The 18241-nt window shown below is 60.0% G+C and carries 19 protein-coding genes and 3 pseudogenes; 14 read left to right on the top strand and 8 right to left on the bottom strand.

Going from position 1 to position 18241, the window contains the following annotated elements; translation table 11 throughout:
• Nucleotides 1-126: 126 nt before the first annotated feature.
• The 12 genes and pseudogenes from ACPEE0_RS22150 to ACPEE0_RS22205 all read left to right on the top strand — a co-directional run bounded on the left by ACPEE0_RS22150 (nt 127) and on the right by ACPEE0_RS22205 (nt 11511).
• A pseudogene (locus tag ACPEE0_RS22150) lies at nt 127-1136 on the top strand (LacI family DNA-binding transcriptional regulator).
• A complete protein-coding gene (locus ACPEE0_RS22155) occupies nt 1133-1735 on the top strand; it encodes a hypothetical protein (RefSeq protein WP_424575429.1) in 603 nt (200 codons plus the stop codon). Before ACPEE0_RS22150 ends, ACPEE0_RS22155 begins: the two are co-directional and overlap by 4 nt.
• A complete protein-coding gene (locus tag ACPEE0_RS22160) occupies nt 1732-2106 on the top strand; it encodes an ABC transporter permease subunit (protein ID WP_424575430.1) in 375 nt (124 codons plus the stop codon). The genes ACPEE0_RS22155 and ACPEE0_RS22160 overlap by 4 nt, the downstream gene beginning before the upstream one ends.
• Nucleotides 2107-2113: 7 nt before the next feature.
• Nucleotides 2114-3073, top strand: a complete 960-nt coding sequence (locus tag ACPEE0_RS22165; RefSeq protein ID WP_424575431.1) for a carbohydrate ABC transporter permease — start codon at nt 2114-2116, stop codon at nt 3071-3073.
• Nucleotides 3074-3160: 87 nt separating this feature from the next.
• Entirely contained in the window at nt 3161-4720 is a 1560-nt protein-coding gene (locus ACPEE0_RS22170) for an ABC transporter substrate-binding protein (protein WP_424575432.1), read from the top strand.
• Nucleotides 4721-4884: 164 nt separating this feature from the next.
• A pseudogene (locus tag ACPEE0_RS22175) lies at nt 4885-5846 on the top strand (glycoside hydrolase family 32 protein); the annotation flags it as partial.
• Complete coding sequence (locus ACPEE0_RS22180; protein ID WP_424575629.1) at nt 5847-6392, top strand: GH32 C-terminal domain-containing protein; 546 nt, start codon at nt 5847-5849, stop codon at nt 6390-6392.
• A 78-nt stretch (nt 6393-6470) separates the two neighbouring features.
• Complete coding sequence (locus ACPEE0_RS22185; protein ID WP_424575433.1) at nt 6471-7406, top strand: carbohydrate kinase family protein; 936 nt, start codon at nt 6471-6473, stop codon at nt 7404-7406.
• Nucleotides 7407-7592: 186 nt separating this feature from the next.
• Entirely contained in the window at nt 7593-7919 is a 327-nt protein-coding gene (locus tag ACPEE0_RS22190; protein WP_424575434.1) for a LacI family DNA-binding transcriptional regulator, read from the top strand.
• A gap of 1288 nt (nt 7920-9207) precedes the next feature.
• On the top strand, nt 9208-10059 hold the full coding sequence (locus ACPEE0_RS22195) for a tyrosine-type recombinase/integrase (RefSeq protein WP_424575435.1): 852 nt from the start codon (nt 9208-9210) through the stop codon (nt 10057-10059).
• 211 nt (nt 10060-10270) lie between these two features.
• Nucleotides 10271-10894 carry a helix-turn-helix transcriptional regulator gene (locus ACPEE0_RS22200; RefSeq protein ID WP_424575436.1) on the top strand — a complete coding sequence of 208 codons (624 nt, stop codon included), beginning with the start codon at nt 10271-10273 and terminating at the stop codon, nt 10892-10894.
• Nucleotides 10895-10944: 50 nt separating this feature from the next.
• Entirely contained in the window at nt 10945-11511 is a 567-nt protein-coding gene (locus ACPEE0_RS22205) for a DUF6036 family nucleotidyltransferase (protein WP_424575437.1), read from the top strand.
• 687 nt (nt 11512-12198) lie between these two features.
• Here ACPEE0_RS22205 and ACPEE0_RS22210 read toward each other — a convergent pair.
• The 6 genes from ACPEE0_RS22210 to ACPEE0_RS22235 all read right to left on the bottom strand — a co-directional run bounded on the left by ACPEE0_RS22210 (nt 12199) and on the right by ACPEE0_RS22235 (nt 15954).
• On the bottom strand, nt 12199-12522 hold the full coding sequence (locus ACPEE0_RS22210) for a hypothetical protein (protein ID WP_424575438.1): 324 nt from the start codon (nt 12520-12522) through the stop codon (nt 12199-12201).
• Nucleotides 12497-12910, bottom strand: a complete 414-nt coding sequence (locus ACPEE0_RS22215; RefSeq protein ID WP_424575630.1) for an alpha/beta hydrolase family protein — start codon at nt 12908-12910, stop codon at nt 12497-12499. The genes ACPEE0_RS22210 and ACPEE0_RS22215 overlap by 26 nt, the downstream gene beginning before the upstream one ends.
• On the bottom strand, nt 12828-13403 hold the full coding sequence (locus ACPEE0_RS22220) for a hypothetical protein (RefSeq protein ID WP_424575646.1): 576 nt from the start codon (nt 13401-13403) through the stop codon (nt 12828-12830). Before ACPEE0_RS22220 ends, ACPEE0_RS22215 begins: the two co-directional genes overlap by 83 nt.
• 163 nt (nt 13404-13566) lie before the next feature.
• Complete coding sequence (locus ACPEE0_RS22225) at nt 13567-14295, bottom strand: SLC13 family permease (RefSeq protein ID WP_424575439.1); 729 nt, start codon at nt 14293-14295, stop codon at nt 13567-13569.
• Nucleotides 14271-14870, bottom strand: a complete 600-nt coding sequence (locus tag ACPEE0_RS22230) for an SLC13 family permease (protein ID WP_424575440.1) — start codon at nt 14868-14870, stop codon at nt 14271-14273. The genes ACPEE0_RS22225 and ACPEE0_RS22230 overlap by 25 nt, the downstream gene beginning before the upstream one ends.
• 340 nt (nt 14871-15210) lie before the next feature.
• Entirely contained in the window at nt 15211-15954 is a 744-nt protein-coding gene (locus tag ACPEE0_RS22235) for a PucR family transcriptional regulator (RefSeq protein ID WP_424575631.1), read from the bottom strand.
• Between the two features lie 88 nt (nt 15955-16042).
• Between ACPEE0_RS22235 and ACPEE0_RS22240 the strand changes: the two genes are divergently transcribed.
• Entirely contained in the window at nt 16043-16228 is a 186-nt protein-coding gene (locus tag ACPEE0_RS22240) for a hypothetical protein (protein ID WP_424575647.1), read from the top strand.
• A gap of 270 nt (nt 16229-16498) precedes the next feature.
• Here ACPEE0_RS22240 and ACPEE0_RS22245 read toward each other — a convergent pair.
• Both ACPEE0_RS22245 and ACPEE0_RS22250 read right to left on the bottom strand, forming a co-directional pair.
• Nucleotides 16499-16576, bottom strand: a pseudogene (locus tag ACPEE0_RS22245) (hypothetical protein); the annotation flags it as partial.
• Nucleotides 16540-16950: a GAF domain-containing protein gene (locus ACPEE0_RS22250; RefSeq protein ID WP_424575441.1), complete on the bottom strand. Its 411-nt coding sequence runs from the start codon at nt 16948-16950 to the stop codon at nt 16540-16542. The gene ACPEE0_RS22250 and the pseudogene ACPEE0_RS22245, both read right to left, overlap by 37 nt.
• A 564-nt stretch (nt 16951-17514) precedes the next feature.
• Here ACPEE0_RS22250 and ACPEE0_RS22255 point away from each other — a divergent pair.
• On the top strand, nt 17515-18237 hold the full coding sequence (locus tag ACPEE0_RS22255; protein WP_424575442.1) for a cyclase family protein: 723 nt from the start codon (nt 17515-17517) through the stop codon (nt 18235-18237).
• Nucleotides 18238-18241 lie beyond the last annotated feature (4 nt).

The following is an 18241-nucleotide window of genomic DNA, read 5'->3' on the forward strand; positions in this document are numbered from 1 at the left end:
AGTTCTTTTATTGACTCTCCACTGTGAGGCACGCTACAGTTTTCCGTAGTTATACGAATAACCCCCCTTCACAAGTGGCCCGAGGAGGTGCCCGTGGCTGGAACACGGCCAAAGTCAGGACCGACCATGCACGATGTCGCTGCTGCCGCCGGTGTCTCGCAGGCCACCGTTTCCCTGGTGCTGAATTCGGCGTCAGGTTCGCGGTTCTCGGAGGAAACCCGGAAGAAGGTCCGGGACGCCGTGAACCGCCTCGGATACCGTACCAACGCCCACGCCAAGACCCTTCGTGAAGGCGTGGCCGGCATGGTCGGGTTTATCGGCGATACCGTTGCCACTACTCCGTTTGCCGGCGCCATCATCGAAGGCGCTCAGCAGCGGGCCTGGGAGGATGGACTCCTCCTGCTCACCGTCAACACCGGCGGAGACAAGGACCTTGAAGCCGCATCCCTGGACACAATGCTCTCCTACAAGGTTGCGGGAGTGGTTTACGCCGGCATGTACCACCGGCGCCTGGACGTTCCGGAGGCTCTGGCCGGGGTCAAGTCTGTGGTGCTGAACTCTCAGGACCGGGCCGGACGGGTTGCCAGCGTCGCTCCCGACGAGGCCAAGGGCGGATATTCGGCCACCCGGAGGCTGCTTCAAGCCGGTCATTCCCGCATTGGGCTGATCAACATTGAAAGTCTTGAGAGCGGGTTGCCGGCTGCTGTCGGCCGCCACGAGGGCTACCAAAAAGCGCTCGAGGAAGCGGGCCTGGGACTGGATCCGTACCTGGTCCGCTTCGGCAAAGGGGGCGAGGAGGACGGCTACAAGTACGCGATGGAGCTGTTGACCTCGATTAACCCGCCCACCGCGATCTTCTGCGCCAACGACCGTGGCGCCTGGGCGCCTACCAGGCAGTGTCTGACCTGCGCCTTTCTGTCCCTGAGGACGTGTCCATTGTGGGCTTCGATAATCAGGCGACGTTGGCACCGTTCCTCCGCCCTGGGCTGACCACCTTTGAATTGCCGTTCGTCGCCATGGGCCGGCGCGCGGTTGAACTGATCCTCCAGGATGCCGAACCCGATGGCCGGGTCGAGCTCATGGACTGCCCTCTGATCGAACGGAACTCAGTGACCCATCCCAAGGAGATGCCATGAGCCGCACAATCCCGGCCCGACGCGGCGGTCCAGCTGCGGCACCGCTGCCGCAACGGAAAAATTCTCTTTCGCTCCGCCTCAAGAGAATTTTCCGTGCCTGGCAGTTATACGTATTACTAGCCCCGGCCGTCATTTACATCCTGGTCTTCAAGTACTGGCCGATGTACGGCGTGCAGATAGCGTTCAAGAACTACAACCCGGTAGACGGCTTCGCCGACAGCCCCTGGGTGGGCCTGACCCATTTCATCAGGTTTGTGAACTCCTACCAGTTCGGCCAGGTCGTCGGGAACACGCTGTGGATCGCCATCCTCGGCCTGCTGGTGGCCTTCCCCATTCCAATCATCCTCGCGCTGCTGGTCAACCAGCTCCAAAGCGAAAAGTTCAAGAAGTTCACCCAGACGGTGCTGTATTCACCGGCGTTCATCTCCACCGTGGTGGTGGTGGGCATCATGTTCGTCCTCCTCTCTCCCCGGTCGGGGCTGGTAAACAACGCCATCCAGCTGGCGGGCGGGGAACCGGTCTTCTTCATGGGTTCCGCAGAATGGTTCGTCCCGTCTACGTCATCTCGGACGTGTGGCAAAACGCCGGTTTTTCGATGATTGTCTACCTGGCGGCCCTTGCAGCCATCGACCCTGCACTGCATGACGCGGCCAAGGTGGACGGGGCCTCAAAGCTTCAACGCATCCGGCACATAGACCTTCCCGGCATCATGCCGGTCGTGACCATCCTGTTCATCCTTGCCATCGGCAACCTGCTCAACGTCGGTTTTGAGAAGGCGCTGCTGATGCAGACGCCGCTGAACATCTCAACGTCGGAGATCATCCAGACCTACGTCTACCACGCGGGCCTGCAGCAGGCGCAGTTCAGCTACTCGGCCGCCATTGGCCTGTTCAACTCCCTCCTCAACCTGGCGCTGCTGCTCGTCTTCAACACAATTGCGCGCCGGGCCAACCAAGCAACCCTGTGGTGATGCCGATATGTCCCTGACAACCAACCCCCGCACTGCCGACACCGCAAACCGCACCGTCAGCCAGGCCCGACCAAAGCAATCGCTGCGGTCAAGGTACGGCGACCGCGCCTTCACCGTCGGTGCGACAGCCGTCCTCCTCTTGTCCATCCTGGCCGTGGTGTATCCGCTGTACTTCATCGTGATCGCCTCCATCAGCGACCCGAACGCCGTCTACGAAGGGAAGGTCTGGCTCCTGCCCTCGGGCATCACCACCGAAGGGTATGAACGGATCTTCACTGACGCCCGGATCTGGAACGGCCTGGGCAACACCCTCGTCTACACGGTTCTCGGCACCGCCGTCAGTGTCAGCACCATCCTCTGCGGCGCCTATGCGCTGTCCCGCAAAGACATGCCGGGCCGGAAAATCCTGATGCTGCTGTTCGTGATCACCATGTTCTTCGACGGCGGACTCATCACCAAGTACCTCGTGGTCCGGGACCTGGGCATGCTCGACACCGTCTGGGCAGTTGTCCTGCCCGGCGCCGTTGGGGTCTGGAACCTCATCATTGCCAGGTCGTTCTTCGAACACACCATTCCAAACGAGCTGCGCGAAGCCGCCCAAATGGACGGGGCAACCGATTTCAAGTTCTTCTTCAAAATGGTGCTTCCGCTGTCCAAGCCGCTGATCATGCTCATGATCATGATCCACGTCGTGGCGCACTGGAACTCGTTCTTCGACGCACTGATCTTCCTCAATGACGACACCAAATACCCGCTGCAGCTCGTCCTGCGCAACATCCTGATCCAGTCAGACGTCTCATCCACCGGCACCACCGGCGGAGACATCGAATCCTATGCCGCAGCGCAGCGGATCGCAGAGCTCACCAAGTACGCCATGATCGTCGTCTCGAGCCTGCCCCTCATGATTGCCCTGCCATTCATGCAGAAGCACTTCACCAAAGGCGCCATGATCGGCGCCGTCAAATAGTTTCTCCCGGCACCACCACCGCCCCGGCAACCGCCAAGGGGCAACACCAGCAACCCCGGAACAACTCCACCCAGAAAAGGAATGACCATGGCATTCAGCCGCAAATACGCCGCCCTCGGCGCAATCCTGGCCGGAACACTGACGTTCACCGCCTGCTCCGGCGGCGGCTCCGGCACCACGGAGATCAAAGACGCCTCCGCCGACTTCGGTTTCCAGGAAACAGGCTTCCCGATCGTCAGCCAGAAGCTTGACCTGACGTTCTCGGGCAGCAAGGCAGCCCTCGCCCCGGACTACAACACGATGACCGTGGTGCAGGAATGGGAAAAGGCCACCAATATCCACATCAACTGGGAAAACCTTCCCGACCCTGTCTTCCAGGAAAAGAAGAACCTGATCCTCGCCAGCGGTGACCTGCCGGACGCCTTCTTCAACACAGGCCTGACCGACGGTGAAATCGCCACCTACTCCGCCAGCGGCACCCTCATCCCCCTCGAAGGACTGATTGAGAAGAACGCCCCAAACCTCTCCAAGCTGCTCTCCGAGCGGCCTGACATCAAGGCAGCCATCACCTCCTCGGATGGACACATCTACTCCCTGCCCTCCGTCGAGGAACTCGGGCTGGTCCAGTTCCCCCACGAACTCGCCATCAACACCTCCTGGCTGAAAAAGCTCAACATCCCGATGCCGAAAACCATTGACGAGTTCCACGACGCACTGGTGGCCTTCAAGAACCAGGACGCCTCCGGAACCGGCAAGACCATCCCTTTGAGCTTCATGCCCGGATCGTGGTGCGGGGATATCGTCGACCTGATCGCGGCCCTCGGCGGCGTGCCCGACAATGCAGATCACCGCATCGTCCAGGATGACAAGGTCATCTTCACAGCCACCCAGGACGGCTACAAGAAGGCCATCCAGACCCTCCACGAGTGGTACAAGGAAGGCCTGATCGACCCGGAGTCCTTCTCCCAGGACGACAAAGCGTACCTGGCAAAGGGCAAGGCCGCGCAGGAAAACCTCGGCTCCTTTGTCTGGTGGGAGATCCCAGAAATGGTCGGCGCTGACCGCGCCGGCGATTACGCCCTGGTCCCGGTGCTGGAAGGCGTTAACGGCAAGCGGATCGCCAGCCAGTCCAACAACCAGGAGATCGCCCGCGGCGCTTTCGCGATCACCCGGGCCAACAAGTACCCGGCTGCCACCATGCGCTGGGCTGATAACCTTTACGACCCCGTCCAGTCCGCCCAGGCCAACTGGGGACCGATCGGCGAGACCCTGCAAAAGGATGCCAGCGGCCTGCTGACCCAGATCCCCGCCACCGACGGAACCAGCGAAGGCGAACGCCGCCAAAAGGTCGCTCCCGGCGGCCCGAAGGCCAACACCGCGGAGAACTTCAAGACCGTCGTTGCACCGGAACCGCGGGCAGCGGAACGCCAGAAGACCGTCAAGGAACTCTACAAACCGTTTGCGGGCAACGACGGCTACCCCCCGGTCGCGCTGTCCAACGAGGAACTGCAGCAAATCAGCAGCATCCAGACCGATGTGACATCCCTGTTGAGCAGAACATCGCCAAGTGGATCGTCTCCGGAGGCATCGAGCAGGAATGGGACGGCTACATCTCCCAGCTCAAGAACGTCGGCGTCGACAAAATGATCGAGGTCTACCAGCAGGCCTACGACCGGTACCAAAAGAACTCCTAGCACCCCGAAACGGGTGGGGCCGGCTCCACAAGCCGGCCCCACCCGCCTCACCCATCCACCTGCCGGCAGTCCCACGGAGCCGCGACCAGGCCTGCCTAGAAATGAGACACCACCTTCATGACTGCCGCGACCGCCACGACAGCCGAAACCTTCCGCCCGGCCCTGCACTACTCCGCCCGAAACACCTGGCTTAACGACCCGAACGGCCTGATCTTTCATGAAGGCGTCTACCACCTCTACTACCAGAACAACCCGTCGGGAAACGTCTGGGGAAACATGTCCTGGGGACATGCCACCTCCACCGACCTGCTGACGTGGACCGAACACCCCGTCGCCATCGCCTGTGACGAGAACGAAGACATCTTCTCCGGCAGCATCGTCTACGACCGCGCTAACACCAGCGGCTTCGGGGCCGAGTCCGTTGCCCCTCTCGTGGCCATCTACACCAGTGCCTTCAAACCCGGCTCCGCCCACGATGGCCTCCAGGCCCAGTCCCTGGCCTACAGCCTGGACGGCGGCTACACCTGGACCAAACACACAAACAACCCAGTCCTCACCCGCGGATCCGCCGATTCCGCGACCCCAAAGTGATCCGGTACGACGGCGACGCCGGCAGCTACTGGGTGATGGTCGCCGTCGAAGCCACAGACTTCCAGGTGGTGCTCTACAAGTCCGACGACCTGAAGAACTGGGAACTGCTGAGCACGTTCGGCCCCGCGAACGCCACCGGCGGGGTCTGGGAATGCCCCGACCTGTTTCCCCTGCCTGTGGACGGCGACCCGGCGAACCTCAAGTGGGTCCTCACCGTCAACCTCAACCCCGGCGGGCCCAACCACGGCTCCGCCGGCCAATACTTCATCGGCGACTTCGACGGAACCACCTTCACCTCCGCAACGACAGTTACCGAAGGCTTGCAGGACCCCGACCGGCTGGACGAATACCAGTGGCTGGACTGGGGCCGGGACTACTACGCCGCCGTCTCCTTCAGTGACGTACCCGATGGCCGGCGGCTGATGATCGCGTGGATGAACAACTGGCAGTACGCCAACGAGATCCCTACCTCGCCGTGGCGCAGCCCCATGTCACTCGTGCGCGAAGTGTCCCTTCTGAGCATTGATGGCAGTTGGCGGCTGGTTCAGCAAGCCGCAGGAGACTTCACCCCACACGATCAACAAAGGCCGGCTTTCAGCCTCTCGGGAGTTGAAATAACCGACGGGCAGCACGTCCTGGAGGGTGCATCCGGCACTGTTCAACGTTTTGAGCTGACCATCGAACCAGGAACAGCCGAGGAATTCGGGATCGTCGTCCGCGGCGACGGATCGCAGGGGACCCGCATTGGTGTCCGCCCCGCCGAGGGGACCATCTTCGTCGATCGGCGGGAATCAGGACAAACAAACTTCCACGAATCCTTCGCCTCCATCGAAACTGCACCGATCCTGACAGCGGACGGTTCCTACGAAATCGAAGTCTATGTTGACCACTGCTCAGTCGAGGTTTTCGCACAGGGCGGCCAAGTCACCCTTACCGACCTGATCTTCCCGGCCGCCACCAGCACCGCTGTTTCCGTATACGCCATCGGGGGAACAGCACGTCTGAACGACCTGACGGTCACCCAGTACGCATAACCTCCCCGTTTGGGAGAAGCGGTGGAGGCGCATCGCCCCCTGCGAGTCTGGATCAGGAAACGATTGAAGAGAGAAATCATGTACGACCTTGACTCCCCCATTCCGTCCCGCCAGATTTTGGACGTCGTGGTCATCGGCGAAGCGCTCATGGACGTCGTCAACTCGCCCAGGGGCACAAGCGAACACCCGGGCGGGTCACCCGCGAATGTCGCTTACGGCCTTGGCAAACTTGGCGTCACCACCGGACTGCTCACCGCAATTGGCGATGACGAGCGCGGCGCGGCGATCGTGCAGCACCTGCACAGTGCAGGCGTAACGCTGCTACCCGGCTCCCGCTCCCTGAACAAGACCCCGTCGGCAACATCAACACTGGCCCCGGACGGGTCAGCCAGATACGAGTTTGACCTGTCCTGGACCTTGGAACCGACCGCTCACGCATATACGCCGAAGGTCCTGCACACCGGTTCTATTGCCACGTTTCTGGCACCCGGCGCGAACACAGTCAAAGCACTCCTGCAGCAGTACCGGCAGGATTGCACTCTTACCTATGACCCCAATATCAGACCGTCCCTGCTCGGCAGCCACAGCGAGGCCAAATCCACATTCGAGGACCTGGTTCACCTTACCGACGTCATCAAACTCAGCGACGAGGACGCCTTGTGGCTCTACCCCCGGGAAGAAGTTGAGGACATCGCCACGCACCTCCTGGGACTAGGCGCCGGGCTGGTAGTCATCACCCGCGGTTCAAGGGATACACTGCTCGCCACAGCTGAGACACGCATGCACGTTCCGGCAGTGAAATCCGAGGTCGCTGACACCATAGGCGCCGGTGACTCCTACATGGCAGCGCTGATTCTGGGGCTCCTGACCCGCGGAACCGATGGTCTCGCCCCCGCTGTCCTCGAACAGCTCGGGCGAACAGCCTCTATGGCCGCCGCCATCACGGTCCGCCGCCACGGTGCAAAGCCACCAACATTGGACGAACTCCGAACTCATCTACAACCCGTGGTCTAGCGCAGGCAGCAAACAGTCCCCCACGTCTGATGCTTCCGACTTTCGAAAGATGTCTCTTACCGCATTCGAACAATGACCTTTGTGAGTGTGGAGCATCGCAGTCCTGGCTCCTCTGGCATGTACATCAGTCATTAGGCGTAAGGATCCTGCCGGCGCCTCCACAAACAATTCTCCCGGGAGGCACCTATGGATGGTCCAGCTCGCATCACAGATGTGGCCCAAGCAGCGGGCGTCTCTGCGACCACTGTGTCCAACGTCCTTAACCGACCTCATAAAGTCGCTGCTGGAACGAGGGAGATAGTTCAGAAAGTAATCCAAAACCTTGAATATGTCCCCAATCCAAACGCTGCAGCACTCCCCAAAAGAAGGCAGAAACAGGACCTCCCGGAGGTTACATCCGAAACCGAAGCAAATCCCTCACGACTTCAAACCCTGCTGGAAGCCCCCTCCAGCTCCCCAATACAGAAGCGACCAGTTCCACAGAAGAGCCCGGCCTCGACTGGGAAGGCCTGAAGGGGGGGCGAGCTGGTCGAAATCCTGTTCAGAAATAGAATCACCGGGACAGGGCTCGTGGACATAGTTATGCCCGATCACTCGCTCATCTGGTTGTGGATGGATAACGGCCAAGGCAGAACCATGGTCACGAGGGAAGATGTTCATCGCCTAAGGCGCAACGGCAGGTGGACGAAGCCGTCTTTTGCTATGGGGGTTTGAGTCAGTGCATCGACGTCGAGCAGTACCCGAGCAACTCATTCGGTACTGCTCAATCCCTTCAGCCCCTAGTTTGCGAAGTCCGGAACAGGACCCGAGCGGACTTGAATGGTGAAATCTCGCTTCGCCCCTGTCGGTCTGAAGCACACCCCAACCTGACGTCAGGGCACCTGACAAGGGAGAACAGGCGCTGTCGGGACGTTTCCGGCCTGTCGTAATCTGCACGACGAGTCAAAACGTGCGACATTGCCACCCTCTGCCGAGTGTGACGTCATTAAGTCCAGATTGTTTGGACTATTTTGGCGATTCTCGAGCTGTCAGACCCGTTTCCCTCCCCCAAGATTCGTCAGGTTGGAATCTGAGATACTCACGAGCAGTCGTCAGCGAAACGGAATTCTACATTATTCTGACGCAAATGTGCTCCGTAGAAACGCGAATGGCTAGGCATTCGTTGGCGCCTAGGCTGGATCTCGAGTGCGGCTACGGATTACCGGCACCTGAGGTTTCTGGATTTCCACCGTCGGCCGGCCCGTTACTACTCGTTCCTCGTTCGTCAGGCGTCGCTGAGGCGGGCCAGAAGTTCAGCGTCGTGATTCAGGACGTAGTTGAGCCCCTCGTCGATAGTTTGACGCCGCAATGCTTTCTGACGTCCAGGGCAAGGATCGTTGTTCTTGCGGTGCTCTTTGTCGGGGTGTTCCCGTGAATGATCCGGGCCTTGGGGGATGGATCGGGACTCTTCGTGGCCATGCCCCATGGTAGGTCAGCTTTTCTGCTGACTACGGGTTCTCGTGGGCGTAGCCTGTCCTCGTGGCCAGCATCATCACCCGCGCCCGGTGGGATGGGACTACCGCTGTCTCGGTGCGGTGGCGGGACTACAGGTCAGGTCATCAACACCGGCTGACCCTTAAGTCGGAGCAGGAAGCACTTAGTCTTGTGCGATACCTCAATGACAACGGGCAGATGCCAAAGTTGCCCTGGTCCTGCCGCCCAACTGGGGAAACAAGGCGTTCCCACCGTTGCGGACGTTGTCCAAGAACATATCGAATTGCTGGTTCGCCCCTCCCTTGGGACTATGGGGACGTATCAGCGGATGCTTGACCTGCGGATTCGAAACACGATAGGTCACATACCAGTTGACGAGTTCGGGTACCGGGACGTCATGCGCTGGGTCAAAGCCCTTTCCGTCGACGGTGTCGCACCTAAAAGCATCAAGAACATCCACGGGCTGCTGTCAGCTGCAATGAAGACTGCCGAGTTGCTCGGATACATTTCCCGCAATCCCTGCCGCGGCGTCGCCCTCCCCACGGTTGAAAGGGCAGAGGACGACGCTCTGTTCCTCACACATGCCGAGTTCAGCTTGCTCATAGTAGGCATGCCCCCGCAGTACAAGACTTTGGTGCAGTTCATGGTCATGACAGGGGCCAGGTTCGGCGAGGCAACCGCGCTCAGGGTTGCCGACATCGATCTGCTCTCTAAACCGCCGACCGCTCGAATCAATAAAGCGTGGAAACGCGATGGGCAATCCCGGTACTACATGGGTCCGACCAAAACCAGGGCAGGAAGGCGCACCATCGGGCTCAATCCCACCTTGGTAGACCTGCTCGTTCCCCTCGTGGCAAGTCGGCCGGGCAGCGAACTGCTGTTCACAACGCCCAGCGGCCAGCGAATCGCTCACAAACCCTTCTGGCAACACCACTGGGTGCCAGCTGTCCGTGCCGCCCAAGCCCAGGGCCTAACCAAAGCCCCGCGCATCCACGACCTGCGGCACACACATGCCTCCTGGCTCCTCCAAAACGGTGGGATTTCCCTGTTCGCGTTATCACGACGTTTAGGCCACGCATCCGTTCGAACAACCGAGCAGGTGTACGGACACCTCATGCCCCAGGCGTTGCAGGATGGCGCCGACGCAACCGAACGGTCCGTCAGGGGCCTCAAGTCATAGATTCGCTTATCCCGTTTCGTTCTTCTCCGCTGGAGCCCGGGCGGCGGACCCTGCTCAAGCTTCAGGACCAGTTGTGGGAGTCCCTGTGAGGAGGCATTTTCAGCCGTTGGTCCCCGATTTTCTCGTGAAGCCGAGACGCTGTAGGCGTGCGTGGCTACCTGAAGCCCAATCATCAATCGCACACTATGATGGATATATCCGACATGGAAGAGTGATTGCCGTGAATAAAATCCAGGACGCGCGGGAACTTGGCGAGCAGGTGAGACGTCACCGGCTCAATGCTGGCCTGTCACAGGAGGCACTGGCCCGTACAACTGGTATCAGCCGTTCAACCCTCGTTGATCTTGAGCAGGGTAGGAATGTCTCCATCAGCACCGCCCTGAAGGTTCTTTCCCAGCTGGGCACCGCACTGATCATCGAAGGTGCCCCTCGGGAATCGGAACTCTACTGGACAGCGGAAACGGCAGCCCGTGAGATAAAGCGGGAGCTGCGCAACGGCGATCCTGACTTTGCCATGCGCGTGTTGTCCATGGCCGCCAGTTATTTTGACGATCTCAATCCATCTGACCGTCGGCGGTTCCTCCGCGCTCGGCCCGCGTCGACTGGACGGAAGCGCTGGGATGCACTGCTGGCCAGGACTTTCGCCTACAAATGCCATCAGCACGGGCTGAAAGAGCCGGACTGGACAAGCACTCCCCGACTGGAGTCGAAATGGTATGCCACCCCCCGCAAGCATGTCTCGCATGCCTGGAAGCAAAGAATGGCAGAACGAACGCCCGTCGAATTCGCCGAAGCGAACATCGTTTTCGACGCCGCCAACCTGGCCGCTGCATGAGAACAGGACGCCGCGCCTCTTACCGATCCGATGACATACGAGGACTTCTCATGGAGCTGTCCCGCCGGCTCCATGCCAGAGGTGCGGGCGCAGACATCTATCTTGTCGGCGGAGCGGCGATCGCCATCGAGTTCGACTCCCGACGCTCCACAACAGACATCGATGCCGTGTATCACCCGGAGCAGACGGTGCAGGACGTAGCCACGGACATGGCACAAGAATTGGGCTTGGACCCGCGGTGGCTGAACAACGCCGCCCGGGCCTACATCCCGGACGGGCAGGACACGGAAGCGGTGGAAGTGACAATTGCCGACAACCTCGTGTTGCGTGTCGCCTCGCCAAGGTTCCTCTTAGCCATGAAGCTCGCGGCCGGCCGTGACCGGGACATCCCCGACATCGCGGTACTCTGTCGCGCCCTGGACATCAGCACCGCCGAAGCAGCCGTAGACATCGCGGTCGAGCTTTACGGTGAGCACTCAATGCAACTCAGTAACCGCGACGACCTGCTCCTGATCGCCCAAGAGGCCCTGGGCAGCATCAGCAACGAAACCCCGCCGGATCGACTGTCCAGAGCCTCAGCCCGTCTAAGCAGTGGCAGAAGGACAGCGATGCCCTAGAAGACAACTCTTTGCCGGCGACAAGCCGAGGCGGCGGCAGGGCGCGCGGGGAAATATCCGTTTTTGGGACGGTCCCACGCTCCAACGGTTCATTCCGGACTACTGCCCGGGAAACGATCTCTACCGTGGCCCAGTCTGGCAGTCATAAGCAGGAGTGAAGCCTCAGCCGTGGATCAGCACATACCCCCGACGCTTGCTCTCTTGAAGTGAGTATCGAAGCTCTCGCTGTACTTGCTCTTCGAGGTCCGGAGGAACCTTGCAGCCTGTTCCATTGCCCGGTCCGTATCCCTGGGGTTGCGATGGTGGGCAGCGAAGTTCCGGCGGTACGCCACGACGAACGTCGACGCAGAGTTCGTGTTCGTGACCCGTGCGACAGCGGAAAATCGCCCGCACGCTTTGTTCCTGCTTCATGAGTATGTCCCCTTCATCCCTTGACTGGCAGCGCGATGCTTCCGTTGGAACGCTATATACGGGATCTGACAATCGTGCAGGGCAGGATGGGGCTTGGAGGCAGTCACCGCCCGTCGCTAGCTTGACGGAATATCCGTTATCGGCCCTTAAAGGGCGGAGTGGGGAAGTCGCTGCGAGAAACTCCCGCAAGAATGAAGAGAAGCGCACGGAATACTCCGTGCGCTTCTCTTCATTCTGTAGCCCGAATTTCGTGAGGGCCGTGGTTGGACAGGTAAACTACGGCTGTGCCGAGGCTGTCAGATCCAACTTGAGTGGGTTAGCCCCGTGTTCATCGCTGGTAAACGTATCGCTGATCCAGTCGGCGGTGAAGGTGATAACTCCGGAAAAATGATCCAATCCGCAGTGCTCGGCACCTCCTTCTTCCTCGCCGAATAGTCGTAGCTGGCGGTAAGGGCTGTTTACAGCCTGGTCATACGTGGTTTGGGCGTGCCGAACAGGTATCTGGCGGTCATTGACACCGTGCGTGATCAGAAACGGGACGCTGATCTTGTCCAGGACTCCCTCTAGCGTGAGCTTATCGGCGATCGGCAAAAAATTCATTGACGTCTTTAACTCCCATACCCAGGAGACGTGGTCCCAGTAGTGTGGAACAGGGTTCTCTGCTTCGCGTTTTAGTCGGAAGCGCTGAATCTCCCCCCCAGTCGTGCAGGGCTCCCCAGGCGACGACCAATTTGAGACGCTTCTCGAAAGCTGCAGCTCTTGGAGCATAGTATCCGCCAAGAGACCAGCCAACCAGTCCGATACGGGTCTGATCCACTTCGGGATCGTTCTCAAGATAGTCAACGCATGCAGATGCCCATACCTCGGTGTCATAGCGTGCTTTCAGGCCTCTCATCCGCAGGGCTTCACCACTTCCAGGGGTGTCCATGACGAGGGTAGATATGCCTCGCTTGGCCAATTCGGCCGCAAAGCCCGTATAATACAACATCTCCTTGGTTGAGTCCAAGCCGTTCCACTGAATGATTACAGGTGCAGGACCAACTGAGCCCTGCCGCGGCTACGAAGTAGCCGGGCAGGGATGAATCACCGTAGGGAACCTCCACCCGCCGCATTTCAACACCTGTCCGTTCCGCGCTCTTTAGCAGGAGGTCCATAGTCTCCTGGTAGGCTGAGTCGCGGCCCGCCCAGGTCGGAGATTGGAGCCGTTCTGCATATGTGAGATACAGGCCCGCGCGGTAGTATTTTTGCCCCGCCGTAAGCCTATGACCCGAGGCATCGTCGAACTCGGCAGACTGGATCAGCTCAGTGGCAACAGCGTTCCAGGACTCGTACAGCTTCTCCGTCCCGCCATCATCGCCGCTGCGGGACGCTTCAAGAAGCGGCCGGCAGGCACGGTCCACCTCGTCGATCAGTCCTCCACTATTGAGTATGGCGGCGACTGACATGCTCCATACGTAGTTGTCTGGGAAGTACATAAACATGGCTAAGGCTCCTAAGGGTTAAGTAAGGTTACGGTTCGCTGCTCGCTGATCCCGGCAACTGCAACGTCGCCTCTGACGTCACATCCACATCGGCAAGATGACGAAGAGGAACCACGGGATGATGCTTCCCACAATGACCATGGCGACGCCCCAAATCAACAAGCTACGGAATACCCCGCGCTGGCGGTCCAAGGGACTGTTGGCGATTAGCAGTGCCCCAAGGACCGAGAAGGGGCTGCTGTCCACGACGCTTGAGGAGATCGCCAAAGTGGACACCGCCCCTGTGACTGGGATAGTCAGGATTGGGGCCGACCAACGATGCGATTAGGGGGACCAGCGCCCCGGAAACCGCGCCCGTCGCGGAGAACAGAGAAGTGAACGCAGCGAGGAAAGCCACCATGAGGATTCCAACGGTGGGGGATCCCATGTTGCTCAGTGCATTGGAGACGAGTTCCATTCCTCCTACCTTCTGCACGACCCCGATGTACGTCATGATTCCGCCGATCATGAGGATCGTTGACCAAGCCATAGCCGCGACCACTTTGACGTCATCTTTCGGGGACATCAGCGATAGCGCCAACCCTATCGTGAACGCTGTGAGGCCAATATCGAGCTTGAATCCCACACCTAGGACAATCAGCAGGCAGATACCGAGCAGCGTCAGTACCTGGCGAGCTTCAATTTGGAATCGAGGTGGAGTTAGAGCCTTCTCGAGCGTAGCGGTAGGGGCGCTGCGGCCAGTCGTTCCCTCGGGCATCGGCGCTCCAACCGGCGCTGCCAAACTGCTGTCCTGATCGCCGGAGCGACCTTTACCGCGTGCGAACCATGCAACCGCGTCTGCTCCTAGGGAGTCATTGCCGCGTCGGATCAGCGAAATGCCGCCAAACAGCAAATAAATCCCGGCCGCGAGGATGATGTTAAACGCAGGGAATTGACAAAGATTGGACCGGATGAGTCGGGCAGGCCCGCGGCGTGGACAGCGCCGTTGATGATCGCGCCAATCGGACTGATGCTAGACATCGACCCCGCATGGCAGCCATGGACAACCATAAGGCCCATAAGGACGGGGTTTATGCGCGCGGTAATGGCCAAACCGAGCGCCACAGGTGCCAAAATAGCGGTCGATGCCGCAGGGCCTGCTCCAATGCCGGACGTGAAAGCTGCGATAAAGAAGAAGATCACGGGGATGATCGCGACCCGTCCACGAACCAACCCCAGGGCGGCATTAGTGATGAGCGCCATGGTTCCGTTCTTCTGGACCACGGCGAACATGTAGGTAATGCCACCCAGTAGCACAAAGAGGTTCACAGGAAACAAACCCATAAGTTCCTCACCGGAAAGGCCAGCGAGTATGGCGCCGACAAGGAATGTGGCTGCGAAAGCTGCGGCGCCTAGGCTCACGGGCCAAACGGTGCCGACGACAAATATGACGACAAGCGCCAGCAATGAAATCACTGCAATAGACAATGAAAGTCCCTCCATTGGGTTTTCAAGTAGAACTACAGTTTCGTTCGGGCCGCCGACCCCTGTAAATGTCTCTAGTGACACACTTCACACTAAACTATGTGAACGCCGACACCCTGAGCGGAGCGGTACCCATCCCTCTAGTAGACGTGTCCGGGGGCGGCCGTTCGAATTCACCAACTTGCTCGATCCGGGGCAAATCCCCCCAGACTTCCGACCAACGACCTCCAGCCGCTCATGCGTCGACTCGGGCCAGACGCCGGATAGCCGCTGAAGCATCTACGACCGGTGGCAGATCGTCCCATTTGGAAGTTAGGCAGCTTTCGGGATCGGGTCGAATTGATCAGGAGCTCAACGCCTCGGCGACATCGGCGAGGGTAATCGCGACACGAGCATCCATTGCAGCTTGCGGACTGCCCAGGTCGAGTCCACTCAACGAATGAATGCGGCGGAGCCGTTGGCTGACAGTATTTGCGTGAACGACTAGTGCCCGTGCGGTCGCCTGTCGATCGAAACCAGAGTCGAGATAGGTCCTTAGGGTCTTTAACAGCTCTCCGCCACGCTGTGCGTCGTGGGCGGCGAGGGGGCCGAGCGTTCGGGTTGCGAAATGCCGAAGCGGTGTGGGATCCGGTAGCTGAAGCAGCAGCCCGGCGACTCCTAGCTCCTCCAGCGTGACGACGCCGATACGGCCAGAGGCGCGAGCTAGGGCAACGGCCCCACGCGTTGTCTGGTAGGCACCACCGAACGGCGCAGACGTCACGGCCGAGACCGCGACCGTGACATCGTGGACGCCGCTGGTCGAAGTGACGAGCTGGTACAGCGCCTCGCCAGGTGCCTTAGGCGATGGCTCCTCGGGCCAAAGCGCGACGAGCTGACGGCGATAAACGGCGACCAGAGGTCGCGGTGAGAGAACCGACGTCCGCGCGAACACATTGCTCGCCGCGCGCTGGAGCGCGATGTCACTCATGGGCTGATCCTGCGCGCGAAGATCTACGACGATGGCGCGGTGGGGCGAACCCAGGTCATGGCCAAGCAGCCCGGCACGTTCGCGCAGAATGGTTGTGAGGGAGCCGGGTGCGGTGAGCAGTTCCGTTCAGGAGCTCCCCGCGAAGCCGCTGTTCGACTTCTGCGGCGGTGCGCTGCCGGAGGAGCTCCACCGCTAAGACGATCGAGGCATGCTCAAGCACTCGACGGTCAAGCGCACCAAGGTTGTCGACGGTGCCGGGAAGCCACAAGGTGGCATTGACGACGCCGTCGAGGATCACGTCGACAATCACGAAGTCGCCGATTTGGCGAAAAACCGTTGTCCGACCCGTGGGGACGGCGTGCGCTGGGCGAGCGGCTTCAACATGGTTCGGTAGGGGCTGTTTCGCCTCACCGCCGACACTGGCGAGTACCATCCCGTTGCGGTCCCTGAGCGTTACGGGGCGATCTAGCAGCTCGTGCACTGTGGCGACTAACCCGTTGATGCCTCCGGCTCGAACCGCCACGGCAATCAGACGCTCATGGATTTGCTCAGAGCGCGCTAAAAGGTCTCGTTGCTGGCGCAAGTCGTCCATTAGGCGCGCTGAGGCGATGGCTATCGCTGCCTGCTCAGCCAACAGCCGAAGACTGCTCGATTCGGCCGATCCGTATTGGTGGGCGGTTCGGCGATAACCAGTAAGGGTGCCAATCACTTCGCCGGCGGAGACCAACGGCACAGACACCATTGACCGGAACTTCTGGTCTTTTGCAAGTGCGCCCAGTTCCCCTCAAATCCGGGCGCGTCCGCGATATCGGTCATTGCGTGCACCTTGCCCGACAAGAAGGCGCGGCTTGAGGGTACGTCCTGAGCAGGTGCGCCGGTCAATGGGAGTGGACGCTCGGAGTTTATCCGGTCGACGTAGTTCTTGGTGAGTCCGCTGTAGCCCATGATTACGAGGTGTTCTCCCTGCTCGTCTGGAAGGAGAACCGCGCAGTAGTCGTAGCCGAGGAGGTTTCGGGCGGTGGCTGCAACCTGGTGCAACACATCCGGCAACTGTTGATTTGCATTGACGGCTGCGGTCAATCGGGCAATTGAATTAAGCCACTGCTCGAGGGTCACGGGAGAGGGTTGCACAGCGTTCAGTGTTGCCGAGTACATCGTTATGCGTCAAGTATGTATCGGAGGACATTTACAGAGACTCGCGACCTAAGTGAAGCTGTAGTCACTTCTAATACACCTTCAATGTAAGGATTTTCATGGACAGGGCTGTCCAGCGCCTCGGTCGGTGCCGCGAAATCACGTCGGCTAGGTGCCTTGTGTCGGCGAGCACCACGGGCCGATTGACCCGCTCAATTTTGCCAGCATCCTGTTCGCGTTGATTCTCACTCCTACTCCGACTGGGAGAAAACCCATGACATCTGAGCAGACAGAAACACTACCCGTATCCGCCGATGATACCGAGGCCTCCATTGCAATGGTCGACCAGCTTTGCCTGCGTTACCGCAATTGGGGGCGGTGGGGGACGACGACGAGCGCGGTACTCTCAATTTCGTCACACCCGAGGTCTTGGTCGACGCGTCGAGCATGATCCGGAGCGGCCGGGTTGTGTCATGCGCGCTTCCATACAACGCCGATGGTCCTCAATCAGGAGGTTTCGGAGGACGAACGAACCCGGTTCACTGGATGCTGCAGGACGGGGGTGACATTGCCCTCGGTGCGCAGGACGATCTCGCGATACTGCGTTACACGGATGACGCCGTGTCGTTGCCGCTGCAGAGCGGCACGCAATGGGACGCACTGGCCCACATCTTCTATCGGGGGCAGATGTACAACGGTCATGGCCTCGAGAAGGTCACCAGCACCGGCGCAAGCGTGAACAGCATCGACAAAATCGCCACCGGAGTAGTCGGGCGAGGTGTTCTGCTGGACATGCCGAAACACTTCGGCGTGCCGTGGCTCGAAGCCGGGCATGCAATCTCAACCGCAGACCTAGACGCATGTGCCGAGCGACAGTCGGTTGAGATTCGCAGCGGTGACATCGTGCTGATTCGAACCGGTCAGATCGCCCAGGTTCGTGCTGAGCGCAACTGGGGCCAGCACGACTCCGGGCCGGCCCCCGGACTCGGCGTGGATGCTGCGCATTGGTTCACGAGAAACGAGATTGCTGCGCTGGCTACTGACACCTGGGGCGCAGAGGTACTGCCAAACGACACCCCTGGTGTCTTTCAGCCGCTGCACCTGATCCTCCTTGTGAATGCTGGGATGACGATCGGGGAGATTTTCGACCTTGAAGCACTATCGGCTGCCTGCGCGGAGGAGGAGCGATATGACTTCTTCTTCACGGCTCCGCCCTTGCCCATCTCCAAGGCGGTCGGTTCACCAGTCAATCCTCTGGCGATCTTTTAGCCAG

The sequence above is a fragment of the Arthrobacter sp. SD76 genome (genome assembly GCF_049726125.1).
Classification (GTDB): domain Bacteria; phylum Actinomycetota; class Actinomycetes; order Actinomycetales; family Micrococcaceae; genus Arthrobacter; species Arthrobacter nitrophenolicus.